Here is a 26,982-nt window from a genome sequence, read left to right as displayed (position 1 = left end):
GGCGCCCTTTCCTGCCTTGGTTGCGGACTGCTTGGCTTCGGCCTTGGCGAGTTCCACTTCCTGGCGCATCAGGGTGGACAGGTCCCGGGTCACATCACCCAGCAGCTCACCCAGCGACGCGATATCCGCCTTCTGATGCGCCTCACTCGGAGGAGGCTCCGGAATCTGACTACTCATCAGAGCCCGCCTGACTGGCCGCCTGCGCGACGGTCGCGGGTCAGGGGATCGTTGGTCATCGGCTCGTCGGCGAGATCGCGGTCTCCCAAGGGGTCATTGGCGACCTGGTTTCCCGACCACGGTTCCTCGACCAGTTGCGGGCTGTCCAGCCCACTGGCCGGGCGCGCGGCCTCACCGTAGACGCTGCCGGGAGCGCCGCCGTCGAACCCTGCCGTGGTGGTAGCCGGGCCAGGGAGCTGAACCGGCGGGGGCGGGACGGTGCCACCGGCCGGTACGTAGGATTCGCTGTACTGGTCGCCGTAGGGGGTGCCGGAGTACTGTCCTGCCAGCCCGGCTGTGCGGGGCGTGGTGGTGGAGCTCTCCTGGGCGCCTGCGGTGAGTCCGCGGGTGAGGCGGCCAGCCAGGATGCCGGCTCCTGCTGCAAGGAGCAGGAAGGTGCCGGGGCGATTCCGTGCGAAGCGCTGGACCTCGCCGAGCAGGTCGCCCGGCTGCCTGTTCTCAAGCCAGGAAGCCATGGACTCGCTGCGCTCCGCGGCCTGCCGGATGAGGTCACTGGCCACGCCCTGCTGCTCAGGAGCATTAGCCATACTCTGCAGCTGGCTGGAAATGGTGCGAATGCCCTCGGCCGCCTTCTGCTGCTGGGTGCCGGCCTGGCTGCTCAGCCCGGACTTGGCCTGGTTGAGGAGATCCTTTGCGCTGTTCTTCGCTTCGTACGCAACGTTGGCCGCCTCTTCCTTGGCTGTTTGCGCCACATTCTGGGCGGAGCCTTTTGCCGTGCGGGCTACGTCTGCTGCTTCTTCCTTTGCCGCATCCTTTCGGGACGCCCCGGAGGTGTCACCGGTCTGTGTAACCCCGGTCTGTGTAACTCCTGTCTGAGGAGTAGCGGCGGGTGGAAAGGTGGAGGCAGTCCGCTCGCCCGGAATTCCCGTAGAGGCCGGGGGAGCCGTGTAAGCGGGATCCTCGGGCCATTGGTTCTCTGTCATCTTCGCTCTCTCTTTCCAAGAAGGCCGGTTGTTGATCAAGAACCAGCAATACTGGCCGTAAAATAATAAGCATGATTACTAATAAAAGGTAAGTACCCTTGCTAAGCGAGTTATAACGGTTCCAGAAGTCAGCCGGAATGGCGCAGGCCTGCACGGTCACATCGAGTGGAAAGTGGTGGGTAATTTGGAAACAGCTCCATGGGTTTGGGTGGTCGTCGCCATTGTTGTAGTGGTGCTGATTGTGCTGCTGCTGTTAACCGGAAGGCGCCGGAAGGCGTTGCAGCAAAAGCGCGATGAAGCGCACCGGGAAAAGGCTGCAGAAATTCGCCGCGAGGCGGAAAAGATGGAACTGGACGCCCGGGAGCGCGAGGCCAAGGCCACCCGTGCGCGTGCTGATGCGGAACAGGCCCAGGTGGACGCTGCGCGGCTCCGGCAGGAAGCAGAGTCGACCGCCAGGGAAGCCCAGTCTCTTCGCGCTGACGTGGCCAGCCATACCCGCAAGGCGGACGAAGTGGATCCCGATGTCCAGAAGGACGGCAGCAGGAGGAGTGCCGCCACCCGTGACGACGCTGTCAGGGACGCCGCAACGAACAGGGATGCAGGAACCGGCCCGGGTGCCGGAGTCGGCGGCGCCCTGGGCGGGGGGCTGCACGCTGACCGTGGCCGGATGGATGACGACAATGCCCGCCGCGGCGACGCTGCACGCCAGGACGGGCCCCCGGCTGAAACTGACGGGCGCAATCCGATCCGCAGCGACGCTGCCCGTGCCGAGGCTGCGCGGGAGGAAGCCGCCCGCAGGGACAGGGAAAACCCGCGAAATGGTATCTAGTCGCCGGTATCAGGCTTTCGTAGGGCCGGCCTGGCGCCGCTGAGGCCGTCAGGGCCGGCGCGGCTTGAGGAGGGGGGAAGGGCTGACACCCTTCCCCTTTCCCATGCCCTCGAGGACTTCCTTGACCGCATCGACGGATGAGGTTTTCGCTTCCCATCCCAGGATGCGGCGGGCCCGGCTGGTGTCCATGATGGGAGCCCCTGCCGCCATTTCCACCCATCCGGAGTCTGTAGGCTGCAGCCGCAATCTCCACGCGATGTCCACAACCGCATGGAGCAGTCCCATGGGGACGGGGAGAATCCTCCGTGCCCCCACGATCCGGGCGAGTTCCTGGGGTGTCAGTACAGGCTCGGCAGCAATGTTGAAGGCTCCTGACGCGCGCTGGTCGATGGCCCGCCAATAGGCCTCCGCCACGTCGTCGGCATGGACCGCCTGGAAGATCAGGTTGTCCGGGGCCGGCAGCAGCGGAACCCTAAGTTTGCCGGGCAAGAGCCGGGGTATGACCCGGCCCAGGAAGTACCTGCCGATCTCGCTCCCAGCCTCGCTTTGGAAGATGAGGCCCGGGCGGAGCCTTGCCACAGCAATGCCGGGCTCTGCTTCCGCAAAACGGTCCAGGATCTCTTCCTGCTCTGCCTTGTGCCGGCTGTAATGCGAGCCGGCCATGCCCCCTGCCGGCCACGACTCGTCGACGCGCCGGTCCTTGGGGGCTTTGCTGTAGGCGCCCACGGAGGAAGCACAGACGATCTGCTTGACGCCCGCGGTCCTGGCCGCTTCCAATACGCGCCTGGTGCCGTTGACGTTGGTCCGGTACAGCTGCTCCAGGTCCCGGTTGGGCTGGATCTGCCAGGCCAGGTGCACTACGGCATCCACTCCGGCCAGTGCCGACTCCAACAGTGGCCTGTCGCCATCAACGCCGATATCCAGGGTGTGCCACTCAACGCCCGCGTAGGGTTCCCGGGAGGTGTCGGGGAGCCTGCGGCTGATCCCGGTCAGCTGCAGGCTTCCGGGCTTTTTGGCCAGCTGGCCCTGAAGGTTGCGGAGAAGTGCGGTTCCTGCATTTCCACTGGCTCCGGTAATGGCGATGCGCATGAAAAATACTCCTTGGCGGGGTGGGTATTTCCGCTGACATGCCGAGCCTATAGCCAGGAAGGATTGTTTTATAAGCAGGCTTATGATTTCCTACTGCTAAGTCTTGCCGCAGGCTTTCGGAACCAGACCGGAGGTACCAACGACAATGCCCGACTCTCTTGCCGCACTTGCCGTGGATGTTACGCCAGTCCGCCAACAACAACCAGAACTTACGCACAGGAATGCTTCGACCGCCTCTTCGGGCCGGTTGCGGCAGGCCTTCGAGAACGACCTTGTCCTGGGCTACCTGGACCTCGCGGAGGCCCTTGCCGCGCGGTTTGAAGCCCGCGGCCGCGAACGCGCAGACCTGAACCAGGTGGCCTACCTGGGGCTGGTGAAGGCAGCCCGCGGCTTTGACCAGTCCAAGGGTGAAAGCTTTCCTGCCTATGCAGCCCCCACCATCACCGGTGAGCTGAAGAGGTACCTGCGCGACCGCACGTGGGTGGTCCGTCCTCCACGCCACATCCAGGACCTGAGAACCCGCATGTTCCGCGCAGAGCCGGAGCTGACCCAGGCGCTGGGAAGGAACCCCAGCGTGGAGGAGTTGGCCGGGGAGCTCGGGACGGACCCGGCGGAAGTGCAGGAGGCAATCTCGGCCTCCAGCAGCATGCACCCGGATTCGCTGGACGCCGTCAATCCGCACTCGGACGCGCCGTCCATCGGGGAATTGCTGGCGTGTCCGGATACTCCGCTCGAACGGCTGGAAGAGCTGGCCTGCCTGCGCGACGCGATGCAGGACCTGGACGCGGAGGACAGGGAACTGCTCTATCGCCGCTACTTCTGCGAGGAGACCCAGGTGCAACTGGGAAAGCGGCTGGGCATGTCGCAGATGCAGGTTTCACGGAGGCTGGCGCGTGTGCTGGTGGAACTCCAGCGGCGGCTTGAGAGCAGCTCGCGGCTTGGTGGAACTGCCGGTGACCACGGTGGCGGCGGAGGAGCGCGGCTCAGTGCCGGCGCTGGCCGTGCCGCCGGCTCCACGGGTTCCTGCCGGTCCGTCCGGAGTGTGAATGCCGGCGCAGCAGATGACGTTCCGGTCCGCCGGATCGGAGCCAGGGCAAGGACCAGGTAGCGGCCGGCAAGCCGCATTCCGCACGCCAAACCGCCCCCCGAAACCACCCCCGCGTACACCGCCCGAGCGGCCCTGAAGGAGCAGCAGCAGTCCCGTAATTCCTATCTTGCCTGTTCAACGGCTCGGAACTTCTCTGTCCGAAAGCCGAGAAAAGCGTCCGGCCCTGTTTAGGAGCAGGAGCAGTGGGGAACAGTGTGGATATGGGAAGCTCCGTAACCTCCAAGCTCCGGGCTGTCCTGTTCGACCGGGACGGGACCCTTGTGCTCGATGTGCCCTATAACGGGGACCCCGCGTTGGTCAGGCCGATGCCGGGCGCCAAAGCCGTGCTGGACAGCCTCCGGGCTGAAGGCATAGCAACCGGCGTCATCAGCAACCAGTCGGGTATTGCGCGCGGCCTGATCACGGAAGCCGACGTGGCAGGGGTCAACGCCAGGGTGGAAGAACTCCTGGGACCCTTTGATGTGTGGGAAGTGTGCCCGCACTCCGAGCAGGACGGCTGTACCTGCCGCAAGCCGGCACCCGGCATGGTCCACAGTGCCTGCAGGAAACTCGGCATCCGTGAATCGGAGGCAGCGCTGATCGGCGACATCGGGGCGGACGTCGGCGCTGCGGAAGCCGCCGGAGCAACAGGCGTGCTGGTTCCCACGCCGGTGACCCGGGCTGAGGAGGTGGCCGCAGCGCGGCTGGTCGCACCGGACCTGGCGGCCGCCGTCGGCCTGTTGCGGGGGACGCCCTGATGGGCCGGGTCCTGGTGGCGCGCCTGGACAGCATGGGCGATGTCCTCCTGGCGGGGCCTGCTGTCCGGGCCGTGGCGAACGGCCGGATCCCTGACGGCAGCGGTGCCAACCACGTGGTGATGCTGTGCGGCAGGCAAGGCGAGGCCGCCGCGGGATTGCTGCCCGGGGTGGCGGAGCTCTACAGCTGGGACAGCCCCTGGATCATGAATCCCGCGCCGAAGATGACCGGCCCGCACGCCGACAGGCTCATCGAATATGTCCGCAATTCCAGGATCACCGAAGCCGTCATCCTGACCTCCTTCCACCAGTCCCCGCTGCCGCTGGCACTGCTGCTCCGGCTGGCCGGCGTTCAACGGATCACCGGGGCGTCCACCGACTACGCCGGATCCCTGCTGGACGTCCGGCTCAAGCCGGGGGAAGACTTTCCGGAAGACCAGCCCGAGGCGGAGCGTGCCCTGGGCATCGCCGAGGCCGCAGGGTTCCGGCTGCCGGCGGGCGACGACGGCAAGCTCCGCGTGGCATCCGTCCCCGACGTCCGGGACCTCGTGGGACACGAACCCTACGTGGTGGTCCATCCCGGGGCTGCCGTCCCGGCCAGGGCCTGGCCGCCGCTGCACCACGCGGCCGCCGTCGAACTCCTCCAGGGTTCGGGCCACCGGGTGGTGGTGACCGGCGGACCGAATGAAACCTCCCTCACCGCAACCGTTGCCGGCCCCTCGGCCCTGGACCTTGGCGGGCGTACTGACCTCCAGACGATGGCCGGTGTCATGGCGGGGGCTGAGGCCGTGGTCACCGGGAACACCGGCCCGGCGCACCTTGCCGCCGCCGTGGGGACCCCCGTCGTCTGTCTCTTTTCACCCGTGGTGCCGGCCATCCGCTGGGCACCCTACGGGGTGCCGCTGGAGCTCCTCGGCGACCAGAATGCGCCCTGCCGGATGACCCGTGCCCGCGTCTGCCCCGTCCCGGGCCACCCCTGCCTTGACTCCGTATCCCCTGAGGAAGTGGTGGCAGCCGTGGAACGGCTGATGGGCGGAGTGAGCTCCTTCAGCACCCACGTCAGCACCCGTAGAAAGGCCCGCAACAGATGAAAATCCTGCTCTGGCATGTCCACGGTTCCTGGACGGACGCCTTCGTCCGCGGCCGTCATGAGTACCTGCTTCCAGTCTTGCCGGAAGGCGGTGCCTGGGGACTTGGTCGTGCCGGCAGGGACTGGCCGGCATCCGTGCGGGAGGTGGACCTGGCGACGCTCGACGCGGACGCTGTTGACGCCGTCGTCCTCCAACGCCCCGAGGAGATAGGGGAGGTCACCCGGATACTCGGCCGCACCCCCGGGCTGGACCTCCCGGCGGTGTACGTGGAGCACAACACGCCGAAGGGTGACTTCCCGTTCACCACCCACCCGCTCGCTGACCAGCACAACATCCCGATCGTCCACGTGACCCACTTCAACAGGCTGGCCTGGGACAACGGTTCCGCGTCCAGCACGGTCATCGAACACGGCATCCCGGACCCAGGGCAGCTTTACACCGGTGAGCTGGCGGAGCTGGGGGTTGTGGTCAACGAACCGGTCCGCCGCGGCCGCGTCACAGGCACCGACCTGCTGCCGGCATTCGCCTCGGTGGCCCCGCTGCAGGTCTTCGGCATGAAGACGGACGGGCTTGCCGCCGCCACCGGGATCGCGGAGACCCGCCTGACGGCGCGGGGAGACCTGCGGACGCAGGAACTCCACCGCGAACTGGCGCGCTGCCGCGTCTACGTACACCCGATGCGCTGGACTTCCCTGGGCCTGTCCCTCCTGGAAGCCATGCATCTGGGAATGCCGGTGGTGGCCCTGGCCACCACCGAAGCGCCGCGGGCGGTGCCGCCGGAGGCCGGCGCCGTTTCCGCCGATGTTGATGAGCTGCTCCGTTGTGCGCGGCGGCTGATCGCCAATCCGGATGAAGCCCGACGGCGGGGCGTTGCCGCGCGTGAGGCGGCACTGGAACGTTACGGCCTGGGCAAGTTCCAGGACCGCTGGGATGGGCTCCTGGCGGACCTGCGCAGCCTGCCCCGGCACTCCGTCAACGAGCACCCGGACGAGCGGATCCTTGTCCCGGCGCGAGAGAGGAAGACACCATGAAGATCGCCATGATTTCCGAGCACGCCAGTCCGCTGGCGGCGCTGGGCGGGGTGGATGCCGGGGGGCAGAACGTCCATGTTGCCGCGCTCTCCGAGGCGCTTGCCAAGCGGGGCCACCACGTCACCGTTTATACCCGCAGGGACGCGACGGGGCTTCCCTCCCGGGTCCGGGTGGGGCGCCGGTTCGAGGTGGTCCACGTCGATGCAGGCCCTGCCTGCCATGTTCCGAAGGATGAGCTGCTGCCGTACATGGGCGAGCTCGCGGACGGCGTGGCCGGGGACTGGGGCCAGCGGCCGCCGGATGTGGTGCACGGCCACTTCTGGATGTCCGGGCTGGCCGCACTGGACGCAGCAAGGCGGCCCGACGCCGGTTACCGCGTCCCGGTCATCCAGACCTTCCACGCCCTGGGCACCGTCAAGCGGCGCCACCAGGGCGCCGAGGACACCAGCCCGCAGGAACGCCGCTGGCTGGAACCGGGTGTGGGCCGCTCCGCGGACAGGATCATTGCCACCTGCTCGGACGAGGTCTTTGAGCTCAAAGCCATGGGCATCACCACCGGCAAGGTTTCCATCGCGCCCTGCGGCGTGGACCTCGGCTTCTTCTCCGCGGACGGCCCCATCGCCGCCAGGAATCGCCGCCACCGCATCCTTTCCGTGGGCCGGCTGGTGCCGCGGAAAGGCGTTGACCTGGTGATCCGCGCCCTGCCGTACCTGCGCGAGGCAGGGTTCGACGACGTCGAGCTGCTGATTGTGGGCGGCGGCGGGGACTCGGGGGCACTGCACGCCGACCCGGAGGTCCGGCGCCTGCTGGACCTGGCCGCCGAGCTGGGAGTCTCGGACCAGGTGTCCCTCCAGGGCCAGGTTTCCCGGGGCGAGATGCCGGGGATCTTCCGCAGCGCCGATGCCGTGGTGTGCGCGCCCTGGTACGAGCCCTTCGGCATCGTCCCCCTGGAGGCCATGGCCTGCGGCGTTCCCGTGGTGGCCGCCGCCGTGGGTGGCCTGCGGGACACGGTGGTGGACCACACCACCGGGCTGCATGTGCCGCCGCGTGACCCGGAAGCCATCGCGTCGGCGCTCACCTTGTTGCTCGGGAACCCGTCCCTGCGGGCTGAGCTCGGCAAGGCCGGCCAGCAACGTGCCCGGACCCGGTATTCCTGGGACCGCGTGGCCGCCGAAACCGAAAAGGCCTACCAGCTGGCAGTGGCGGAGGCCCCGGCCGGCGTGGTTCCCATGGAAGGAGCAGTGCTGTGACTGCTGAATGGTCCTTGAAGGAAGCCGACCTGCGGGCACTGGCCACCCCGCCTGCCCTGCCCGCTGCGATGCCTGGTGCCGCCTTTGTGGACCCGGCCAGTGCCGACGCCGTCCGCATCCACCTGGACAACGTGCTTCCGGCTCTGGATTCCCTGCGCAGCCAGTCCGGCAGGCTCGCCGCCTGGGGCGTGGAGCTGGCCCAGCGCCTGCTCCGCGGCCAGCGGCTCCTCGCTGCCGGCAACGGCGGTTCGGCTGCCGAGGCGCAGCACCTCACCGCGGAACTGGTGGGCCGGTTCGACGGCGAGCGCGTCCCGTTCTCCGCGATCTCCCTGCACGCCGAGTCCTCGGCCGTGACCGCAATCGCCAACGATTACGGCTACGACGACGTCTTTGCCCGGCAGGTGCGGGCTCATGCCCGCTCCGGGGACGTGCTGATGCTGTTGTCCACCAGCGGCAAGAGCCCCAACCTGCTGCGCGCTGCCGAGGTGGCGTCCCGCCTCAACGTGACCACCTGGGCACTGACCGGCGCGGGGCCCAACCCGCTGGCCGACGCCTGCGATCAGGCCGTGATGATTGACGCCCTCAACGCAAATGCTCAGGAGGGGCACCTGATCGCGCTGCACGCACTGTGCCGTGCCTTTGACATGGAGGTAGGCCGCCGCAGCCCCGCCGTTCCCGCCGGAGTTCCGGCATCGGGAATGCCCAAAGCCGGGCTGCCGGCAACCGGACTGCCCCAGGGAGGTGGCCGGCCATGAGGATCGTGGTGGTGGGCGACGTCATGCTGGATGTGGACCTCTCCGGGGAGGCCACACGGCTCAGCCCGGATGCCCCGGTGCCGGTAGTGGATGTCTCGGACGTCCGGCGTCGCGCAGGGGGCGCCGGGCTGGTGGCCCGGATGCTGGCTGAGGACGGCTGGCCCGTCACGCTGGTGACGGTGCTGGGCGACGACGACGCCGGGCGGCAGCTCCAGGAGCATCTCGCCGGAGTGCGCCTGGTGGCAGGGCCCAGTGGCTACCCGTCGCCGGTCAAGACCAGGGTCAGGGCCGGATCCCATCCCGTGGTCCGCTTTGACCAAGGATGCGAAAAGACGCCTGTTCCCGAGGTCAGCCCCGCCATGCTCCGTGCCGTGGAAGAGGCTGGAGTGATTATCGTCGCCGACTACGGCAGGGGAGTGGCGGCCAACCCCCGGCTGCGGGATCTCCTGGCCCGGCTTGCCGATGAGGTTCCCATCATCTGGGACCCGCACCCCGCCGGGCCGGATCCCGTCCCCGGCGTCGCCGTGGTCACGCCGAACCTGTCCGAAGCCGTCAGGGCCGCCCAGTCCCGGGCCCCGAAAGATGCTCGGACCGTAACGAACAAGCCCGAAGCGCACAGGCCCGAAGCACACAAGGACCAGACGCCGCAAGACCAGGCGCCGCAGGACCAGGCCGTCGAGGCCGGCCGGATCCTGTTGAACCACTGGCGCAGCAAGGCAGTCCTTGTCACCAAGGGCGAACAGGGCGCAGTCCTGCTGCAGGACCACAATGCAACACCGCACCCCGTTCCGGCCCCCCGGGTGGAGGCGGGCGATCCGTGCGGAGCCGGCGACCGCCTGGCGGCCGGGCTGGCCGTGCACCTCCTGGCTGGCCGGTCCCTCGAGGAAGCCGCGGAACTGGCAGTCCACGAGGCAGCGGATTTCCTGGCCGCGGGCGGCGTCTCAGCCCTCCCGGACCGCACCACAGAGCCTGCCGGCCGGAACAACGAATCCCCGGCGGCAGCCCGGCGCCGCTCCACCGAACCGCTGCTGCTTGCCCGTTCGATCCGGCAGGGCGGCGGCACGGTGGTGGCCACCGGCGGCTGCTTCGACCTGCTGCACGCCGGTCACGTCCGGTCCCTGACCGCGGCCCGCGAGCTGGGGGACTGCCTGATCGTCTGCCTGAACTCGGATGATTCGGTGCGGCGGCTAAAGGGCCCCGAACGCCCCATCATCGGCCAGCACGACAGGGCCGAACTGCTGCTCGCCATGGAATGCGTGGACGCGGTGCTGGTTTTCGACGAAGACACACCGGAAGCCGCCCTGGAGCGGCTGCGCCCGGACATCTGGGTCAAGGGCGGCGACTACAAGGGCGCCCGGCTCCCCGAAACGGAACTCGTGGAAAGCTGGGGCGGCCGCTGCCTCACCGTCCCCTACCACCCGGCACGTTCCACCACCGGACTGGCCGACGCGCTCGCCAAGGTGAGCTGACCTTTTTCCCATCCCGATCGACTTGTATTCCCCATCGAAAGGAACACCATGACTTCAGATTCCACAACACTTGGCCGCGTCCTCGTGACGGGAGGTGCCTCGGGACTGGGCGCCGCCGTCGTCGACGCCGTCCTGCAGGCGGGCGGCACTCCGGTGGTGCTGGACCGCGACATCAGCAGCGTGTCTGCCGTGAAGGCCTTTGAAGTGGACGTTGCCGACCGCCTGGCCGTGGAAAAGGCGGTGCGGGAAGCGGCCGAAACCATGGGTGGCCTGGACGCGGTGGTGACCGCGGCCGGCATCGACCGGTGCGGCAAGCTCGCCGACGTCGAAGCCACGGAATGGGAAAAGGTCATCGGGGTGAACCTCATGGGCACCGTGTCCGTGGTGCGCGCCGCCCTGCCCTACCTCAAGACCAGCCACGGCCGGGTTGTCACCGTAGCCTCCACGCTGGGCAAACGGGCGGTGGCCGACGCAACGGCGTACTGCGCCTCGAAGTTCGGTGTGGTGGGCTTCAGCCACGCGCTCGCCGCGGAGACCGGCGGCGAAATCGGCGTCACCACCATGATCCCCGGCGGCATGAAGACGCGCTTCTTTGACGACCGCACCGAGCAGTACAAGCCGCAGGACGATTCCCGCCTCAACGACCCCGGCAACGTGGCGCAGGCCATCCTGTTCGCGCTGCGGCAGCCCACCGGGTGCGAGGTCCGCGAGATGCTGATCTGCCACGAGGAAGAGGGCTCCTGGCCCTAAGCCCGCAAACGGACTAGAACGGAATCGTCGGGAGGAAAACCATGCCTACAACCGCCACCGAAGTGACCACAAGACGGGACCCAGCAGAAGGCTCCGGCATCACCATCCGGGACCCGCGCACCGGTGAGGTGCTGTGGACCGTACCGGAAGCAGAACCCGGCGCGGTGCACCATGCCGTGGAGGTGGCCCGCCGCGCCGCCGGTGAATGGGCCGCCACGGCACCGGCCGAGCGGGGCGCCGCGCTCCGCACAGCGGCCAAGGCGCTCGAGGCAGCAGCGCAGGAACTGGCGGGGCTCAACGCCAGCGAGACGGGCCGTCCGGTCGGGGAAGCACTGGCGGGAATCGCCGCCGGTGTGTCCACCCTTGAGCAGTACGCCGAACTGGGCCCCGTCCACCGCGGCCACAGCCTCCGCGGCAACCGGCTTGCCTCTGACTACACGGTGGCCGAACCGCGGGGCGTGGCAGTCCTCCTGACTCCGTGGAATGATCCGGTTGCGGTGGCCTGCGGCCTGATAGGCGCGGCACTGGTCACGGGCAACACCGTCATCCACAAACCCAGCGAGCGGTGCCCGCGCCTGGGTGAAGCGCTGGGTGAAGTCCTGGCGCCTGCCTTCCCGCCGGGCGTTTTCCTGACCATTTCCGGCGGAGCGGACGTTGGTGCCCTTCTATCCGAGGCGGACGTGGATGTGCTGGCGCACGTCGGTTCCAGTGCCTCCGGTGCCCGGATTGCCAGGGCGGGTGCGCTGACCGGTGCCCACGTCATCCGCGAAAACGGCGGCAACGATCCCCTGCTGGTGGACCGCGACGTGGATCCCGCCTGGGCAGCTGAACAGGCTGCCATCGGCGCCTTCAGCAACAGCGGGCAGATCTGCACCTCCGTGGAACGGATCTACGTCCACCAGGACATCGCCGCCGAATTCTGCGCCGCCCTTGAAGCCGAAGCGGCAGCGCGGAACAGCAACGGATCCGTGGCACCGCTGGTGGACCTGCGCATGCGGGACGAGGTGCACGCCCACGTCACGGCCGCCCTCAACCAGGGCGCGCGGGCGGTGGAGGGTGGTGTCCTGCCGGACGGGCCGGGCTCCTTCTACCCGGCCACGGTGCTGCTCGGCTGCACGGAGGGGATGCAGGTGATGACGGAGGAGACGTTCGGTCCCGTCGCCCCGGTGCAGGTGGTCGAAACGTTCGACGACGGCCTGCGCCTGGCGTGCAGCGGAAAGTACGGCCTCGCGGCCACAGTCCTGAGCGGCAACATTGCCCATATCCAGCAGGCTGTGGCGTCCCTGCCCGTGGGAACGGTCAAGGTCAACGAAGTGTTCGGCGGCGCCCCCGGCGGCGCTGCCCAGCCGCGCGGCGAGAGCGGCCACGGGTTCGGTTACGGCCCCGAACTGCTGGATGAGTTCAGCCAGGTCAAGGTGGTGCACATCGCGGCGCCGCCCGCCGGTGCCATGCGTTACGCCGGACCGGCTACGGAAGAACGGGCCGCTGAAGAACGCGCCGCTGAAGGGCAGGACCAGCCATGAGCATCTCTCCCGACGCCGTGGACCTCTCCACCCAGCGGGCCCTGTCCGAGTGGCTGCCCGGACGGCTCGCGGCTGAAGAACCGCGCATCCTGGTGATCGGCGACGTGATGCTGGACGGCTGGTGGAGCGGCAGCATCGAGCGGCTGTGCCGGGAGGCCCCGGCCCCGGTGGTGGACCTCCAGGCCCGCGACTCCGCGCCCGGCGGCGCCGCCAACACCGCCATGAACCTGGCCGCCCTGGGAGCCCGGGTTTCCGTGGCCGGGATCATCGGAACAGACGACGCCGGGGTGGACCTGAAAAACCAGCTCGTGGCCGCCGGCATCGACGTCCGGCACCTGCACTCCCACCCGGACATGGTGACCACCACCAAGATCCGGATCAGCAGCGGAGGACAGGTAATGCTCCGCCTCGACGACTCAGCCAAGACCGTCCCGGCCGACGCACTTGCCGCGCTCGCCGCCTCGGTGCGCGCCGCCGTCGAACGCCAGGACGCCGTGCTCGTGTGCGACTACGGCACCGGAGTGCTGGCAGACCCGGTGCGTGCCGGACTGGTGGAGGCGCTCGCCGCCGCGGAACAGGGGGACCGGGAAACGCGCCGGCAGATGGTGGTGGTCGATGCGCACGACCCGCGCCCCTGGGCGCCGCTGCACCCGGACCTGGTCACGCCCAACGCGCAGGAAACCGCGCGGCTGCTGGACCGCCGGCTCCCGGACGGCCAGGAACGGGTGGACGCCGTGGGTGGGCAGGCGGACGCGCTGCTGGCGGCCACCGGTGCCCGGGCCGTGGTGGTCACGCTGGACCGCGACGGTACAGTGCTCCTGACCCCCGACGGCGTGCGGCACCGGACGTGGGCACGCCCGGCCGCCGAGAAGCAGGCATCCGGTGCAGGCGACACGTTCGTGGCGGCACTCACGCTGGCCCGCTCGGCCGGCCTGCCGCTCACGGCCAGCCTGGACCTGGCGCAGTCCGCAGCGGACGTTGTGGTGCACCAGCCGGGCACATCGGTTTGCAGCACGGAACAGCTCAGCCGCTATTTGCGGGCATTCGCGGACACGGCGCTGGGCGCGGACGAACTGGAACGCCAGCTCACGGTGCACAGGGCACAGGGCCAGCAGATCGTCCTCACCAACGGCTGCTTCGACGTACTGCACAGCGGCCACACCCGCTACCTCAACCAGGCCAAGCAGCTGGGCGACATCCTGGTGGTGGCCCTCAACAGCGACGATTCCGTCCGCCGGCTCAAGGGCGCGGGCCGGCCCATCAACGGCGTTGCCGACCGGGCAGCCGTGGTGGCCGCCCTCAGCTGCGTGGACTACGTGACGGTCTTCGATACCCCCACCGCCGCGCCGCTGATCAAGCAGCTCCGGCCCGAGGTCTACGCCAAGGGCGGGGACTACACCCCCGAGATGCTGGCCGAGACCCCGGCGGTGGAGGAGTACGGCGGCCGGGTGGCAATCCTGGACTACGTGGCGGAGCGCTCCACCACCGCCGTAGTGAAGCGCATCCGCGAAGGCGAAGGAGCGGTGCCTACCAACTAGGGTTGAAGCATGACTGAAGCGGGGCACGGGTAATGGCGAAACGCGGAAGGTCAGGAGGCCGAGGCGGCCGTTCGACGGCGGGAGTCGTGGACGTGCCGAAGGGAACCAGGCCGGACGGTCCCGTGGAGGGCGTGTATTACATCGACACCGGTGACTGCGAGCTGATCGCGGACCAGGACAACTCCACCGGCTGGCTCCTGAAGATCAACGGCGTCATGAGCTCGCACATCGACCTCGCGGACCCGCTGTTCCTGGACTTCGAGTACATGCGCTGGATGGCGGCGCTCATCGAGTCCCGCTGGCCGCCGTCGTCCGCCTCTCCTGCCGGGCCCCCGCGGCTGCGCGGCCTCCACCTGGGTGGCGGCGCCTGCTCCCTGGCGCGCTACTTTGCCGCCGTCTACCCGGACGCGCGGCAGGTGGTGGTGGAGCTCGACGGGAAGCTCGCGGAATACGTGCGCGGCTGGTTCGACCTGCCCAAAGCGCCCCTGCTGCGGCTGCGGGTGGGGGAGGCGCGTGAGGTGACGGAGTCCCTCACGGCGGACACCCGGGACTTCATCATCCGGGACGTCTTTGCCGGCGCCCTGACCCCGCGCTCCCTGACCACCGCGGAATTCAACCAGCATGTGCGGCGGGTCCTGGCACCGGGCGGGCTCTATGTGGTGAACTCCGGCGATGCGCCGGACCTGAAGAACGCCCGGGAGGACGCCGCCACCATCGCGGCCGCGTTCGAACACACCGTGATCATCGCGGACCCCGCCATGCTGAAGGGCCGGCGCTACGGAAACATGGTGATGGCCGGCAGCGACGTTCCCTTCGGGGAGGACCCCCAGCTTGCGCGCCGGCTCCTCGGCGGTGCCGTTCCCGCGCACCTGTGGAACGACGCCCAGGTCCGCGCCTTCGCCGCCGGATCCCCGGTCCGCCACGATCCCGCGGCACCATCGATTGCTCCGTAACGGCCGTTTTCGAGCCCCAAAAAGGCCGTTACGGAGCACTCGATGAGGTTTTGCCCCTCCCCATAAGCGCTTCGTGGTGGGCTGCCATCTGTTCGCGCAGCGCCCCCACAACAGCGGCGACGGCCGGGCGCCGCAGTGAATCCGGCCGGAGCACCATCCAGTAGGGGAGCAGTTCGGCGATCTCGGTGGGTAGCAGCCGGACCAGGTCATCGTGGAGGTCGCCCATAAAGCAGGGCAGGAAGCCGATGCCCGCACCGGCCCGGGTTGCCTCCACGTGGACAAAGACGTTGGTGGACGTCAGCCCGTCCCGCATGGCCGGCACCAGCCGCCGCGGCGCATCGAGGTCGTCCACCTGCAGCATCGAGTCCACGAAGTACACCAGCGGGTGCTCATTGATTTCGGCGACCGTTGCCGGGGTACCGTGCTCGGCCAGGTAGGCCCGCGAGGCGTACATGCCCAGCATGTAGTCGCCCAGCCGGACGGCCTCGGCGCGGTGCACCTGCGGCTCGCCCACCACCACCTCGATGTCCAGCCCGGAACGCTGCTGCAGTGCCCGCCGGGTCATGGTCACCACTTCAACGCTCAGTCCCGGGTGCTCACGCCGCAGCCGGGCCACCGCCGGGGCGGCGATGTAGGCGCTGAAGCCGTCCGTCGCAGTCATGCGCACGACGCCGGCAATGGGGTCGTGTGCCTTGCCCGCCGGTCCCAGCGTGCCCAGCACCTCCTCCACCTGCTCGGCGACGCGCACGGCCTGTTCGCCCAGTTCCGTCAGTTCCCAGCCGCCCGTTGCCCGGGCCAGGACCCGTCCGCCCAGCGCCTTCTCCAGCGCGGCGATCCGGCGGGAAACGGTGGTGTGGTTCAGGCCCAACGCCTGGGCCGCCGTCGTAAATTTGGCGGAGCGGGAGACTGCGAGCAGCACCAGCAGGTCATCCGGGTTGGTGTTCATATCTGCAATTCTGCACACGTTTGGTGCCGGTTTGGTCATTGAAGCCGCAGGTTTGTGCAGCAATACTCAGGGTAGTCGTCAGTGCTGTGGATCACAGCACGTGTCAATGTGGACACCAAGGAGAAACAGTGAGCGTAGAGCAACGCCCGGCAGGCAACAATGCCGGGTCCGCAGCCAAAGGGTCGGGGCTGAAGAAGATCGTCGCCGCCTCCATGGTGGGCACGGTGGTGGAGTGGTACGAATTCTTCCTCTACGCCACCGCAGCCACCCTGGTTTTCGGAAAGTACTTCTTCCCGGCTACCGGCAACGAGCTGGACGGCATCATCCAGGCCTTCATCACCTACGCCGTCGGATTCGTGGCACGTCCGCTCGGCGGCATCGTGTTCGGCCAGATCGGTGACAAGCTGGGCCGCAAGCCCACGCTGCAGCTGACCATCGTCATTGTGGGCGTGGCAACGTTCCTGATGGGCTGCCTCCCCGGCTTCGCGGAGATTGGCTACCTGGCGCCCACCCTGCTGGTTGCACTGCGCTTCATCCAGGGCTTCGCACTGGGCGGCGAATGGGGCGGTGCCGTGCTGCTGGTTGCCGAACACAGCCCCAACAAGTCCCGCGGCTTCTGGTCCAGCTGGCCGCAGGCGGCAGTACCCGTCGGCAACCTGTTGGCCACGCTGGTGCTGTTCATCATGTCCTCCACCCTGAGCCCCGAGGCATTCTTGGGCTGGGGCTGGCGCGTGGCGTTCTGGCTGTCCGCGGTGATCGTTTTTGTTGGTTACTACATCCGGACCCACGTCACGGAGGCCCCCATCTTCCTCGAGGCCAAGGCCCTGGTGGAGAAGGAGCAGGCCGTCAGCTACGGCGTGTTTGAAGTGGTCCGCAAGTACCCCAAGGGCATCCTGCAGGCCATGGGCCTGCGCTTCGCCGAGAACATCATGTACTACCTCGTGGTGAGCTTCTCCATCGTCTACCTCAAGAGCGTTCACCAGTACGACACATCCTCGCTCCTGCTGGCGCTGCTGATCGCCCACGTCATCCACTTCCTGGTCATCCCGCAGGTGGGACGGCTCGTGGACACGCTGGGACGCAAGCCGGTGTACCTGATCGGTGCCATCTCCGGTGCCGCCTGGCCGTTTTTCGCGTTCCCCATGTTCGACACGCGCAGCGCCGTGATTATCGTCGCCGCCGTCACCATCGGCTTGTGCCTGCATGCCTTTATGTACGCTGGCCAGCCCGCCATCATGGCGGAACTGTTCCCCACCCGGATGCGGTACTCCGGTGTGTCGCTCGGTTCCCAGGTGACGTCCATTTTCGCCGGCTCGCTCGCCCCGCTGCTGGCCACGCAGTGGCTGAAGGACACCGGTTCCTGGGTGCCCACCGCCCTGTACCTGGTGGTTGCCTGCATCGTCACCTCCATTGCCGTGCTGAGCCTGAGGGAGACCAAGGGCATTGCCCTGGAGGACGTGGACAAGGCCGACGCCGCCCGCGAGGGACTGCTCCCGGCGGCCCGGCGCGGAGCTGCTTGAGCCGTTGGACAGCCAGTTGACTATGCATACGATGGGAAAAGTGATGGAACACGATTTGAACGGCCGGAAGGCACTTGTCACCGGCGGGGCCAGCGGCATCGGTGCCGCCTGCGTGCGGGAACTCGCCTCCCGCGGGGCAAAGGTAGTGGTGGCCGACGTCGACTCCGCCGGGGCCGCGGCCCTCGCCGATGAGGTGGGCGGCACGGCCTGGGTGGTGGATCTGCTGGACGTGGACTCGCTGGCCACCCTGAGCCTGGATTGCGACATTTTGGTGAACAACGCCGGGATCCAGCGCGTCAGCCCCATCGAGGAATTCGATCCACTCCAATTCCGGCGGATCCTCACCCTGATGCTGGAAGCCCCGTTCCTGCTGATCCGGGCAGCGCTGCCGCACATGTACGCCAACAACTTCGGCCGCATCATCAACGTGTCATCCGTGCACGGCATCCGGGCCTCGCCTTTCAAGAGCGCCTATGTTTCCGCGAAGCACGGCCTTGAGGGGCTGAGCAAGGTGACGGCATTGGAGGGCGGTGAGCATGGCGTGACGTCCAACTGCATCAACCCCGGCTACGTCCGCACCCCACTGGTGGAGAAGCAGCTTGCGGACCAGGCCCAGGTGCACGGTATCCCCGAGTCCGAAGTCCTGGCCAAAGTGATGCTCACCGAGTCCGCCATCAAGCGCCTGGTGGAGCCTGAAGAGGTGGCCTCCCTGGTGGGATGGCTGGCATCCGGCCATGCCGGCATGGTCACCGGCGCCAGCTACACCATGGATGGCGGCTGGTCGGCCCGCTAGCACTCTTTGGCAATCCGAGAGCTGGACTGGCCGCCTTCAGCGGCTAGTCCAGCTTCTTGAGTTGCCGGTGGTCGTAGAAGAAAACGCCCTCGGCGGTATCCACGCCCGCGGACAAGCCCTGCAGGAACACCACCACTCCCTCGCGGCGGCCCTTGAAGGGATCGTCCGCCACCACGGCGTCACCGATCCTGTAGGGGGACCGCGGCGCGAAGGGCCTCGCAATGCGGCTCCACGCCTGCGCCGCGACCGAGCCCAGGCTCACCGGTTTACCCATGCTCGACAGGTCCTGGACATATGCTTTCACCATGCGTACCAACTCCTTGCGGCGGCAGTGAGCCGCACACTGTCGGTGCAGGTAACCGGAACGCTCCCAGCGCGAGGACGGCCCTCCAATTCCGGCTGGCACCGTACGCCAAAGCTATTCACTATTCACATCAGTCACACCAGTAACATGTACTCAGATTAAAAATCGGCACTACTTGCTTTTAGTGCCGGGGACTTGCCCCGCGGTCCACCCATGCACCGGTCAGCGCTTGCCGAAGATGATTTCGTCGGCGTTGTCGAACGCCCACCCCACCAGCGGAACAAGCAGGCCGCTCAGCTCATAGCCCTTGTCGGTCAGGCTGTAATCCACCCGCGGCGGTATGACCGGCTGGGCCTTCCTGCTGACCAGGCCGTCCCGTTCAAGCGTCTTCAGCGTCTGGGCGAGCATCTTTTCGCTGATGCCCTCGGCCCGCCGTCGTAATTCGCTCCACCGCTGCTCACCTTCGGACAGGGACAGCAGGATCAGTACGCCCCACTTGCTGGTGATGTGGTCCAGCAGGGTCCGGCTGGGGCACCCGGCCGGGAAGACGCCGTCGGCAAAGCTCATGGGCAGGGGGAGCGGACGCGTGATTGCTTCCATGCTTCCACCTTACCGCTAGGTCAGTACCTTACTTCAAAGTGCGTACTCTCTTCTGGGAAGTAATCCGTCAGGGCGCTGGTTGTGCCTTTCGACAACCCAGTACTTCCCGAAAGGATTCATCGTGAGCATCGTTGTAACAGGAGCCACCGGACAGCTCGGCCGCCACGTCGTCGAGGCCCTGCTGGAGCGCAACGTTCCTGCAGGGGACATTGTGGCCACCGGACGTTCCATCGAGAAACTGGCGGACTTCGCCGCGCAGGGCGTCGATGTCCGCGCCATCGACTATGCCGACGCCGCCTCGGTGGCTGCTGCCCTCCAGGGTGCCCGCCGCGTGCTGCTGATCTCCGGCAGCGAGGTGGGCCAGCGGGTGGAGCAGCACCGTACTGTCATCGAGGTTGCCAAGGCTGAAGGCGTGGAGCTGCTGGCCTACACCAGCATTGCCAACGCCGACACCACCGGCATGAAGCTGGCGGCGGAGCACAAGGAGACCGAAGCCATCCTCCGCGAATCCGGCGTCCCCTTCGTCCTGCTGCGCAACGGCTGGTACCTGGAAAACTACACCGAGCAGCTGCCCGGAACCCTGGCGCAGGGTGCGATCGCGGGCAGCGCCGGAGACGGCAAGGTCAGCGGCGCGGCGCGGGCCGACTACGCGCACGCCGCCGTGGCGGTGCTGGTAGCTGAGGGCCAGGCCGGCAAGGTCTACGAGTTGGGTGGAGACGAGGCGTTCACCATGGCGGACCTCGCGGCCGAAATCACCGCAGCAACCGGCAAGGACATCAGCTACAACAACCTGCCCGCCGAGGACTACGCCGGACTGCTGAAGGGTGTTGGTGTTCCCGAGGCCTTTGCCGAGATCCTGGCTGATTCGGATCTGGGTATTGCCAGGGGTGATCTCCTGGTCAGCACAGGCGACCTGCGGACGCTGATCGGCCGCCCGGCCACGTCGCTCGCCCAAGCGGTACGCTCCGCCGCGGCTTCCGCCTAGTTTTCATGGAAAGTGCCCGGTTCCCTGGTGGGACCGGGCACTTTCTGTCTCTGGGATCGGCGGCACTGCCGCGGGCTCGGCCCTGAGGGCTGGTTCTCAGGACTTGCTGCCGGTGAGGGCGAGGGTGCCGCCGAGTCCGATCATCAGGGCTCCGCCGGTTGCCTCCACGGCTGAAACCCGCCGGGGCGAGCGGGCAAACCATTGCCTGGCCGTCCCTGCGGCGATGGCCCACATGCTGTCCGAGACCAGGGCGATCACCAGGAACACCGAACCGAGCAGTCCCAGCTGGAACGGGATGGCACCCGACGCGTAGTCCACGAACTGCGGCAGCACGGCAACAAAGAAAACCACGGACTTCGGGTTGGTGGCTCCAACCACTGCGCCCTCTCCCACCAGCCGCCAGGGCCTGGCATGGGCTGGTTGGTTTTCGGCCTCGATGCGGCTGTGGCGGTGCCTGATGGCTTGGATCCCCAGGTAAACGAGGTAAGCGGCACCGGCAAACTTCACCACGCTGAAGAGGATCACGGATTGTGCCACCACAATGCCCAGGCCCAGGGCCACTGCTGCCACCTGGACCAGTTGGCCGGTCGCATTGCCCAGGACGGTGAGGACTCCGCCCTTCCAGCCGAGAGCCAGCGAGCGGCCGATCACGAACAGGACGCTCGGCCCCGGCACGGCGATCAACACCACTGAAGCCAACGAAAACGCCAGCAGGTTGGAGAGGGGAACCATGCCTGATCTTAGCCCCGGAAGGACCGGGCGGGCTGGGTCTGGCCGCAGCCGCCCGATCGGGACCTAATCGCCGCCGCGGACCGCCGTGACCGCCGGCAGCGGTGAGGTCTCGTCCACAAGTTCGGCCCGCCGTCGTCCGTCACCCTTGATCCACAGCCGGTAGGCAAGGACCAGAGCAACCAGCCACGCGCCGCCCACGTAGAGCGCGATCCTCGTGTCCTCAAACGCGCCCAGGACGGCGATGACCAGTGCCATAAAGGCAATGGTGAGGACAGAGGCCGCCGGCCACCAGGGCGAGGGGAATTCCGACGCCGGCAGGCCGGTCCGTGCGATCTCCCGCTTCATTGCCACATGGGACGCGAGGATCATGATCCACACCCACACGGTGGCGAAGGTGGCGATGGAGGCGATGAGGATGAAGACATCCTTGGGAATGACAGCGTTCAGGACCACACCCACCAGAAGGATGGCCGTCATCATGACCACCGTCATCCAGGGGACCCCATGCCGGGACACCTTGCCGAAGACGGCCGGGGCGTGGCCCTGCCTGGACAGCCCGAAGAGGATCCGCCCGGCACCGAAGATATCGCTGTTGATCGCGGAAAGGGCGGCCGTTATGACGACGGCGTTGAGGATGTGCGGCGCCGCAGGGATGCCGAGTCCGCTGAAGATCTGCACGAACGGGCTGCCGTTGCTGCCGATCTCGTTCCAGGGGAAGAGGCTCATGAGGACACCCAGGGTCAGGACGTAGAACAACAGGACGCGCACCGGCACGGTGTTGACGGCCTTGGGGATGACCTTCTTCGGGTCTGCGGCCTCGCCGGCGGTAATGCCCAGGGTCTCGATCCCGCCGAAGGCGAACATGACCACGGCGAAGGATGCCAGGAGCCCTTCGAAGCCATGCGGGAACATGCCGCCGTGCTCAACGAGGTTTCCCAGTCCCGGCGCGACGCTGGAACCGCCCGCCTGGAAGCCGAAGGCGATGATCGCGGCACCGCCGGCGATCATGGCGATAATGGCGGCCACCTTGATCAGTGAAAACCAGAACTCCAGCTCCCCGAAGACCTTGACGCTGAGGAGGTTCAGGGCAGCCAGGAAGCAGATGATGGCCAGGATCCAGATCCACCGGTCCACCTGGGGGAACCAGAAGCCCATGTAGATACTGAAGGCTGTCACGTCCGCGATGGCGACAATTGCCATCTCAAAGACGTAGGTCCAGCCGGTGACAAAGCCGGCCAGGGGGCCAAGGTAACGGCTTGCATACTGTCCGAAGGAGCCGGAGACGGGGTGCCTCACGGCCATTTCGCCCAGTGCCCGCATCACCATGAACACGGCGGCGCCGCCGATGATGTAGGCCAGCAGGACGGCCGGTCCGGCTTTTTGGATGGCCGAGGCGGACCCGTAGAAGAGGCCGGTGCCGATGGCCGAGCCCAGGGCCATGAACCGGATGTGGCGGACGTTCAGTCCTCGGTTAAGGACGCTCCCGACGGCGGCTGCTGGGGTTCGCTGTCCGGCCGGACTTTCGTTCCTGGTGGGGTTTGGTGCTGCTTGCATGCAAATACCTTCTCGTCATTGGGAGGGGAACCGGTAACCAGCAGACCACTTTCGAGTGCGGGGTGATGAGCCTCACGGGAGGTTGGTGTCTTTTATCGCAGACTGGCTGGTTCTTCCCTGCTTCTTTCTGCTCGCTGGTACAGAACTATTGACGCGGTGTCGGGTTCTCTTTACGTTGGTGACGCCGCGCGGGTGGGGGTCACCCGCCAGACGTCATTGCCATCGAACAGGGCCGGTATTCGCCGTCGCTGGAGATGGCCTTCCAGATCGCCCACGTGCTCGGCGTATCGCTTGAGGACGTGTTCCAGTACCCGCAGCCAGAAGGAGATCAGCCATGGAAGCTATCGTGCAGGACGTTTATGGAGCGGCGGACGTGCTTCATTTGCGGGAGATTGCGCGGCCAGTGCCGGGTGATGGTGAGGTCCTTATCCGGGTGCGGGCCGCCGGCGTCGACCAGGGGGTCTGGCACCTGATGACGGGGCTGCCTTATCTGATCAGGCTCTTCGGTTACGGACTGGGGAAGCCCAAGACGCCTGTGCGGGGCCGGGAGGTGGCCGGCGTTGTGGAGGCTGTGGGAGCCGATGTTGACCGCTTCCGGGTGGGCGACGAAGTTTATGGAACCTGCGAGGGGTCCTTTGCGGAATACGTCTGCGGGAGGAAGGACAAGCTGGCGCGGAAGCCCGTGAACCTCTCATTCGAGGAGGCGGCGGCAGCTCCCATTTCCGGTGTTACGGCCCTTCAGGCTGTCCGCGACGCCGGCGAGGTCACCGTTGGGCAAAAGGTGCTGGTCATTGGGGCGGGCGGGGGAGTGGGCTCCTTCGCCGTGCAACTGGTCAAGGCCTTCGGGGCGGAGGTCACCGGGGTCTGCAGTACCGGCAAGATGGACCTCGTCCGGTCCCTCGGGGCCGATGCAGTTATCGACTATACGAATTCTGATATTGCCAGTGGCGGAAAGCTGTACGACGTCATCCTGGATACCGCCGGCAACCGGCCCCTGTCCGTCCTCCGGCGGGTGCTCGCGCCACAGGGAACGCTGGTGATCGTCGGAGGCGAAGGGGGCGGCAAGCTGACCGGCGGCTTTGAGCGGTCGATTGGGGCGCCCTTTGCTTCACTTTTCTCGCGCCAGAAATTCAAGGGGCTTGTCTCAAAGGAGACAAACCTGGACCTGGAAGCACTCTCATCGCTCATTGAAGCAGGCAGCGTGAAGCCTGCCGTCGACAAGGTCTTCCCCCTTGAGGAAGCTCCGGCCGCTGTCAGATACCTGCACGAGGGGCGGAGCCGGGGCAAGGTAGTGGTCGGGGTTTCATAACGCCAGAAATCCCGCGCTCTGACCCGGTCAAGCCACCGGGGCTGGTCCTGACTGCATTGTGCCGTCAGACGTCTCGGCACTATCTGGTATCCCGGACAGTGCCTAGGCTTACGCAGTGCTTCCGGGGGAACGAAGGGCGCAAGCTTAAGTACGGGATTCCGGATAGTGCCGGGCCGCACATGAGAAATGGAGGAGTTCCGGTGTTAGTTACGGAAGCGAGGCCGCTGGCCGGCAGCACATCAAAGGCGGCGTCCAAGGTTCCCGCCGCCGAAAACACCCTGCGCATCCTCAAACTGCTGGCCTCCCGCCGCGGTCCCATGGCAGCCTCGCAAATTGCTTCTTCCCTGGGCCTGCCGAGGTCCAGCGTTTACCACCTGCTGGGAGTGATGGAGGCCAACGGGTTTGTGCTCCACCTCCATGAAGAACAGCGGTACGGTCTGGGGATCAGCGCCTTTGAGCTCAGTTCTGCGTATTCCAGGCAGGAACCGTTGTCGCGGCTGGGCCGCCCTCTTCTTGCTTCCCTCGTGGACGCGCTGGGGGAGAGCGCGCACCTGGCCGTGCTGCACGGGCGGGATGTCCTCTACATTGTTGAGGAGCGGGCCAAGAACCGCCCGTCGCTGGTGACCGACGTCGGCGTCCGGCTCCCCAGCCACCTCACCGCCAGCGGGCGCGCCATCCTTGCCGCCCTGCCCAAATCCCAGGTCCGCGCGCTGTACCCGAATGCAGCCGCATTTACGGCCCGGCACGAGACCGAGTCGCCCATCATGAAGTACTCCGCCTTGTCCTCACACCTGGACCGGGTCCGGCAAAGGGGTTACGCCACTGAACACGGCGAGGTCACCCCCGGCTTCGGCTCCATCGCCGCCGCCGTGACCGACCACCTTGGCTGGCCCACCGCGGCCGTGGCGGTCACATTCCTTGAGGACAAATTGCAGCCGGAAGAGTGGCCCGTCCTGGCGGCGCGTGTCCAAAAGGTCGCAGACGAGCTCTCGGTCCGCATCCACGGCCGACCGGTCAAATAATCCTCGTTGCTCCATCACCTAAGGCTGCTAAAACCCCGGAGTGGAAGCCTTGAGTGATAGAGCAACCCGGCCCGCCGGGCTTGTCTGGAATGCCGGACAGCACCCACCCAAAACCCCTATAAAGCCTCTTCGTAACGGGCTTTAGTTGATACAGAACTTCTTCCACGCACAGACGCACAATGAAAAGGAGCCACCATGGCACCCGCCGATTTCACCACCGGTGCCCGCCCGGTCAAAGCAGCCCGCGGCACCGAGCTCACCGCCAAGAGCTGGCAGACCGAAGCGCCGCTGCGCATGCTCATGAACAACCTGGACCCCGAAGTGGCCGAGCGTCCGGATGACCTGGTGGTCTACGGCGGCACCGGCCGGGCCGTGCGCTCCTGGGCAGCGTTCGACGCCATTACCCGCACCCTCGAAACCATGGAGAAGGACGAGACCCTCCTGGTCCAGTCCGGCAAGCCCGTGGGCGTCTTCCGCACCAACGAATGGGCACCCCGGGTTCTCCTGGCCAACTCCAACCTGGTGGGCGACTGGGCCAACTGGCCCGAGTTCCGCCGCCTCGAGGCCGAGGGCCTGATGATGTACGGCCAGATGACGGCCGGGTCCTGGATCTACATCGGCACCCAGGGCATCCTGCAGGGCACCTTCGAGACGTTCGCGGCGATCGCCCGCAAGCTCACCAAAGATGAGAACGGCACCCTCGCCGGGACACTCACCCTGACCGGCGGCTGCGGCGGCATGGGCGGCGCGCAGCCGCTCGCGGTCACGCTGAACGAGGGCGCCTGCCTGATCGTCGACGTCGACGAGACCCGCCTGCGCCGCCGTGCCGGCAAGCGGTACCTGGACGAGGTGGAAACGGACCTCGACGCCGCCATCGCCAAGGTGCTCAAGGCCAAGGAAGAGCGCCGCGGCTGGTCCGTGGGCTACGTGGGAAACGCAGCGGAAGTTTTCCCGGAGATCCTGCGCCGCCACAAAGCCGGTGAGTTCACCGTGGACATCGTCACCGACCAGACCTCCGCCCACGATCCGCTGTCCTACCTGCCCGAGGGCATCTCCGTCGAAGAGTGGCACCGCGAAGCCGACGCGGACCCGGAAGGCTTCACCAAAAAGGCCCAGGCCTCGATGGCACGCCACGTCCAGGCCATGGTGGAATTCCAGGACGCCGGCGCCGAGGTCTTTGACTACGGCAACTCCATCCGCGACGAGGCCCGCAAGGGCGGCTACACCCGGGCGTTCGAGTTCCCGGGCTTCGTCCCCGCCTACATCCGGCCGCTGTTCTGCGAGGGTCTGGGCCCGTTCCGCTGGGTGGCACTCTCCGGAGACCCCGAAGACATCCGCGTCACCGACGAGGCCATCAAGGAACTCTTCCCCGGGAACAAGCACCTGCACCGCTGGATCGACGCAGCGCAGGAACGGGTTGAATTCGAAGGACTGCCGGCCCGGATCTGCTGGCTGGGCTACGGCGAGCGCGCCAAAGCCGGGCTGCTTTTCAACCAGCTTGTCAAGGAAGGCAAGGTCAAGGCGCCCATCGTGATCGGCCGCGACCACCTGGACTCCGGCTCCGTCGCCTCCCCCTACCGCGAAACCGAGGCCATGGCCGACGGCTCGGACGCGATCGCCGACTGGCCCATGCTCAACGCCCTGCTCAACACCGCTTCCGGCGCCACCTGGGTGTCGCTGCACCACGGCGGCGGTGTGGGCATCGGCCGCTCCATCCACGCCGGCCAGGTCTCCGTCGCCGACGGCACCGACCTCGCCGCCGAAAAGCTCGAACGCCTCCTCACCAACGACCCCGGCATGGGCGTCATCCGCCACGCCGACGCCGGCTACAGCCGGGCCCTCGACGTCGCCAAAGAACGCGGCGTCCGCATCCCGATGAACGAATCTTCAGGGACCAACTAGTCCATCGACTGCTCCGTAACTGTCGTTTAGAGCCC

26 protein-coding genes and 1 pseudogene are annotated in these 26,982 nt (G+C 67.2%); 19 read left to right on the top strand and 8 right to left on the bottom strand.

Annotated features, from left to right (window positions below):
• The coding region (locus DXK94_RS20250; protein WP_147294409.1) for a phage holin family protein at window positions 1-177 on the bottom strand (177 nt) is incomplete at its 3' end.
• Window positions 177-1,160, bottom strand: a complete 984-nt coding sequence (locus DXK94_RS20245; RefSeq protein ID WP_115526307.1) for a hypothetical protein — start codon at window positions 1,158-1,160, stop codon at window positions 177-179. The genes DXK94_RS20250 and DXK94_RS20245, both read right to left, overlap by 1 nt.
• A gap of 208 nt (window positions 1,161-1,368) precedes the next feature.
• Here DXK94_RS20245 and DXK94_RS20240 point away from each other — a divergent pair, with 208 nt between their 5' ends.
• Window positions 1,369-1,989: a hypothetical protein gene (locus tag DXK94_RS20240; protein ID WP_115526306.1), complete on the top strand. Its 621-nt coding sequence runs from the start codon at window positions 1,369-1,371 to the stop codon at window positions 1,987-1,989.
• A 48-nt stretch (window positions 1,990-2,037) separates the two neighbouring features.
• Here DXK94_RS20240 and DXK94_RS20235 read toward each other — a convergent pair whose 3' ends face one another.
• Entirely contained in the window at window positions 2,038-3,078 is a 1,041-nt protein-coding gene (locus DXK94_RS20235; RefSeq protein WP_115526305.1) for an NAD-dependent epimerase/dehydratase family protein, read from the bottom strand.
• 145 nt (window positions 3,079-3,223) lie between these two features.
• Here DXK94_RS20235 and DXK94_RS20230 point away from each other — a divergent pair, with 145 nt between their 5' ends.
• From DXK94_RS20230 to DXK94_RS20180, 11 genes are all read left to right on the top strand, one after another.
• Window positions 3,224-4,186, top strand: coding sequence for a sigma-70 family RNA polymerase sigma factor (locus tag DXK94_RS20230; protein ID WP_258868642.1), 963 nt, complete (start codon window positions 3,224-3,226; stop codon window positions 4,184-4,186).
• 200 nt (window positions 4,187-4,386) lie between these two features.
• Window positions 4,387-4,923: an HAD-IIIA family hydrolase gene (locus DXK94_RS20225; protein WP_115526304.1), complete on the top strand. Its 537-nt coding sequence runs from the start codon at window positions 4,387-4,389 to the stop codon at window positions 4,921-4,923.
• Window positions 4,923-6,011, top strand: coding sequence for a glycosyltransferase family 9 protein (locus DXK94_RS20220; protein WP_115526303.1), 1,089 nt, complete (start codon window positions 4,923-4,925; stop codon window positions 6,009-6,011). Before DXK94_RS20225 ends, DXK94_RS20220 begins: the two co-directional genes overlap by 1 nt.
• The gene (locus tag DXK94_RS20215) at window positions 6,008-7,042 is read left to right on the top strand and encodes a glycosyltransferase (RefSeq protein ID WP_115526302.1); all 1,035 of its coding nucleotides are present in this window, start codon (window positions 6,008-6,010) and stop codon (window positions 7,040-7,042) included. The genes DXK94_RS20220 and DXK94_RS20215 overlap by 4 nt, the downstream gene beginning before the upstream one ends.
• A complete protein-coding gene (locus DXK94_RS20210; protein ID WP_115526301.1) occupies window positions 7,039-8,292 on the top strand; it encodes a glycosyltransferase in 1,254 nt (417 codons plus the stop codon). The genes DXK94_RS20215 and DXK94_RS20210 overlap by 4 nt, the downstream gene beginning before the upstream one ends.
• The gene (locus DXK94_RS20205) at window positions 8,289-9,047 is read left to right on the top strand and encodes an SIS domain-containing protein (protein ID WP_258868641.1); all 759 of its coding nucleotides are present in this window, start codon (window positions 8,289-8,291) and stop codon (window positions 9,045-9,047) included. The genes DXK94_RS20210 and DXK94_RS20205 overlap by 4 nt, the downstream gene beginning before the upstream one ends.
• A complete protein-coding gene (locus DXK94_RS20200; RefSeq protein WP_115526300.1) occupies window positions 9,044-10,516 on the top strand; it encodes a PfkB family carbohydrate kinase in 1,473 nt (490 codons plus the stop codon). The genes DXK94_RS20205 and DXK94_RS20200 overlap by 4 nt, the downstream gene beginning before the upstream one ends.
• Before the next feature lie 48 nt (window positions 10,517-10,564).
• Window positions 10,565-11,266: an SDR family oxidoreductase gene (locus DXK94_RS20195; protein WP_079598357.1), complete on the top strand. Its 702-nt coding sequence runs from the start codon at window positions 10,565-10,567 to the stop codon at window positions 11,264-11,266.
• A gap of 41 nt (window positions 11,267-11,307) precedes the next feature.
• Complete coding sequence (locus tag DXK94_RS20190) at window positions 11,308-12,789, top strand: aldehyde dehydrogenase (protein WP_115526299.1); 1,482 nt, start codon at window positions 11,308-11,310, stop codon at window positions 12,787-12,789.
• Window positions 12,786-14,327 carry a D-glycero-beta-D-manno-heptose 1-phosphate adenylyltransferase gene (gene rfaE2 / locus DXK94_RS20185; protein ID WP_115526298.1) on the top strand — a complete coding sequence of 514 codons (1,542 nt, stop codon included), beginning with the start codon at window positions 12,786-12,788 and terminating at the stop codon, window positions 14,325-14,327. The genes DXK94_RS20190 and rfaE2 overlap by 4 nt, the downstream gene beginning before the upstream one ends.
• A gap of 32 nt (window positions 14,328-14,359) precedes the next feature.
• Window positions 14,360-15,280 (top strand): spermidine synthase, encoded by a 921-nt coding sequence (locus tag DXK94_RS20180; protein ID WP_115526297.1) that lies wholly within the window; start codon window positions 14,360-14,362, stop codon window positions 15,278-15,280.
• A 28-nt stretch (window positions 15,281-15,308) separates the two neighbouring features.
• On the opposite strand, the gene DXK94_RS20175 is transcribed toward DXK94_RS20180, so the two are convergent.
• A complete protein-coding gene (locus tag DXK94_RS20175) occupies window positions 15,309-16,226 on the bottom strand; it encodes a LysR family transcriptional regulator (protein WP_115526296.1) in 918 nt (305 codons plus the stop codon).
• Window positions 16,227-16,354: 128 nt separating this feature from the next.
• On the opposite strand from DXK94_RS20175, the gene DXK94_RS20170 reads away from it, so the two are divergent.
• Together DXK94_RS20170 and DXK94_RS20165 are read left to right on the top strand one after the other, a co-directional pair.
• Entirely contained in the window at window positions 16,355-17,746 is a 1,392-nt protein-coding gene (locus tag DXK94_RS20170; RefSeq protein WP_115526295.1) for an MFS transporter, read from the top strand.
• Between the two features lie 43 nt (window positions 17,747-17,789).
• Window positions 17,790-18,539 (top strand): 3-hydroxybutyrate dehydrogenase, encoded by a 750-nt coding sequence (locus DXK94_RS20165; protein WP_115526314.1) that lies wholly within the window; start codon window positions 17,790-17,792, stop codon window positions 18,537-18,539.
• A gap of 43 nt (window positions 18,540-18,582) precedes the next feature.
• Here the strand turns inward: DXK94_RS20165 and DXK94_RS20160 are convergent, their stop codons facing one another.
• Window positions 18,583-18,846, bottom strand: coding sequence for a hypothetical protein (locus DXK94_RS20160; RefSeq protein ID WP_115526294.1), 264 nt, complete (start codon window positions 18,844-18,846; stop codon window positions 18,583-18,585).
• A gap of 219 nt (window positions 18,847-19,065) precedes the next feature.
• The gene (locus DXK94_RS20155) at window positions 19,066-19,443 is read right to left on the bottom strand and encodes a helix-turn-helix domain-containing protein (RefSeq protein ID WP_115526293.1); all 378 of its coding nucleotides are present in this window, start codon (window positions 19,441-19,443) and stop codon (window positions 19,066-19,068) included.
• A 121-nt stretch (window positions 19,444-19,564) separates the two neighbouring features.
• Here DXK94_RS20155 and DXK94_RS20150 point away from each other — a divergent pair, with 121 nt between their 5' ends.
• A complete protein-coding gene (locus tag DXK94_RS20150) occupies window positions 19,565-20,428 on the top strand; it encodes an SDR family oxidoreductase (protein WP_115526292.1) in 864 nt (287 codons plus the stop codon).
• Window positions 20,429-20,524: 96 nt separating this feature from the next.
• Here the strand turns inward: DXK94_RS20150 and DXK94_RS20145 are convergent, their stop codons facing one another.
• Complete coding sequence (locus DXK94_RS20145) at window positions 20,525-21,160, bottom strand: LysE family translocator (protein WP_115526291.1); 636 nt, start codon at window positions 21,158-21,160, stop codon at window positions 20,525-20,527.
• 63 nt (window positions 21,161-21,223) lie between these two features.
• A complete protein-coding gene (locus DXK94_RS20140; RefSeq protein ID WP_115526290.1) occupies window positions 21,224-22,714 on the bottom strand; it encodes an amino acid permease in 1,491 nt (496 codons plus the stop codon).
• Between the two features lie 183 nt (window positions 22,715-22,897).
• Between DXK94_RS20140 and DXK94_RS20135 the strand changes: the two are divergent.
• The 4 genes and pseudogenes from DXK94_RS20135 to hutU all read left to right on the top strand — a co-directional run.
• Window positions 22,898-23,031: pseudogene (locus tag DXK94_RS20135) on the top strand (helix-turn-helix transcriptional regulator); the annotation flags it as partial.
• Between the two features lie 17 nt (window positions 23,032-23,048).
• Window positions 23,049-24,023, top strand: coding sequence for an NAD(P)-dependent alcohol dehydrogenase (locus DXK94_RS20130; protein WP_115526289.1), 975 nt, complete (start codon window positions 23,049-23,051; stop codon window positions 24,021-24,023).
• A gap of 179 nt (window positions 24,024-24,202) precedes the next feature.
• Entirely contained in the window at window positions 24,203-25,045 is an 843-nt protein-coding gene (locus DXK94_RS20125; protein ID WP_395930138.1) for an IclR family transcriptional regulator, read from the top strand.
• Window positions 25,046-25,240: 195 nt separating this feature from the next.
• On the top strand, window positions 25,241-26,947 hold the full coding sequence (gene hutU / locus DXK94_RS20120) for a urocanate hydratase (RefSeq protein WP_115526288.1): 1,707 nt from the start codon (window positions 25,241-25,243) through the stop codon (window positions 26,945-26,947).
• Window positions 26,948-26,982: the final 35 nt, after the last annotated feature.

The sequence above is a fragment of the Arthrobacter sp. RT-1 genome (assembly GCF_003367205.1).
Classification (GTDB): domain Bacteria; phylum Actinomycetota; class Actinomycetes; order Actinomycetales; family Micrococcaceae; genus Arthrobacter.
This window is presented reverse-complemented; position numbering and strand designations above follow the sequence as displayed.

Coding starts and splice junctions, on each gene's coding strand:
- DXK94_RS20245 (WP_115526307.1), bottom strand. CDS start 1,160: ATGACAGAGAACCAATGGCCCGAGGATCCCGCTTACACGGCTCCCCCG.
- DXK94_RS20235 (WP_115526305.1), bottom strand. CDS start 3,078: ATGCGCATCGCCATTACCGGAGCCAGTGGAAATGCAGGAACCGCACTT.
- DXK94_RS20230 (WP_258868642.1), top strand. CDS start 3,224: ATGCCCGACTCTCTTGCCGCACTTGCCGTGGATGTTACGCCAGTCCGC.
- DXK94_RS20225 (WP_115526304.1), top strand. CDS start 4,387: ATGGGAAGCTCCGTAACCTCCAAGCTCCGGGCTGTCCTGTTCGACCGG.
- DXK94_RS20220 (WP_115526303.1), top strand. CDS start 4,923: ATGGGCCGGGTCCTGGTGGCGCGCCTGGACAGCATGGGCGATGTCCTC.
- DXK94_RS20215 (WP_115526302.1), top strand. CDS start 6,008: ATGAAAATCCTGCTCTGGCATGTCCACGGTTCCTGGACGGACGCCTTC.
- DXK94_RS20210 (WP_115526301.1), top strand. CDS start 7,039: ATGAAGATCGCCATGATTTCCGAGCACGCCAGTCCGCTGGCGGCGCTG.
- DXK94_RS20200 (WP_115526300.1), top strand. CDS start 9,044: ATGAGGATCGTGGTGGTGGGCGACGTCATGCTGGATGTGGACCTCTCC.
- DXK94_RS20195 (WP_079598357.1), top strand. CDS start 10,565: ATGACTTCAGATTCCACAACACTTGGCCGCGTCCTCGTGACGGGAGGT.
- DXK94_RS20190 (WP_115526299.1), top strand. CDS start 11,308: ATGCCTACAACCGCCACCGAAGTGACCACAAGACGGGACCCAGCAGAA.
- rfaE2 (WP_115526298.1), top strand. CDS start 12,786: ATGAGCATCTCTCCCGACGCCGTGGACCTCTCCACCCAGCGGGCCCTG.
- DXK94_RS20180 (WP_115526297.1), top strand. CDS start 14,360: ATGGCGAAACGCGGAAGGTCAGGAGGCCGAGGCGGCCGTTCGACGGCG.
- DXK94_RS20175 (WP_115526296.1), bottom strand. CDS start 16,226: ATGAACACCAACCCGGATGACCTGCTGGTGCTGCTCGCAGTCTCCCGC.
- DXK94_RS20165 (WP_115526314.1), top strand. CDS start 17,790: ATGGAACACGATTTGAACGGCCGGAAGGCACTTGTCACCGGCGGGGCC.
- DXK94_RS20160 (WP_115526294.1), bottom strand. CDS start 18,846: ATGGTGAAAGCATATGTCCAGGACCTGTCGAGCATGGGTAAACCGGTG.
- DXK94_RS20155 (WP_115526293.1), bottom strand. CDS start 19,443: ATGGAAGCAATCACGCGTCCGCTCCCCCTGCCCATGAGCTTTGCCGAC.
- DXK94_RS20145 (WP_115526291.1), bottom strand. CDS start 21,160: ATGGTTCCCCTCTCCAACCTGCTGGCGTTTTCGTTGGCTTCAGTGGTG.
- DXK94_RS20140 (WP_115526290.1), bottom strand. CDS start 22,714: ATGCAAGCAGCACCAAACCCCACCAGGAACGAAAGTCCGGCCGGACAG.
- DXK94_RS20130 (WP_115526289.1), top strand. CDS start 23,049: ATGGAAGCTATCGTGCAGGACGTTTATGGAGCGGCGGACGTGCTTCAT.
- DXK94_RS20125 (WP_395930138.1), top strand. CDS start 24,203: ATGAGAAATGGAGGAGTTCCGGTGTTAGTTACGGAAGCGAGGCCGCTG.
- hutU (WP_115526288.1), top strand. CDS start 25,241: ATGGCACCCGCCGATTTCACCACCGGTGCCCGCCCGGTCAAAGCAGCC.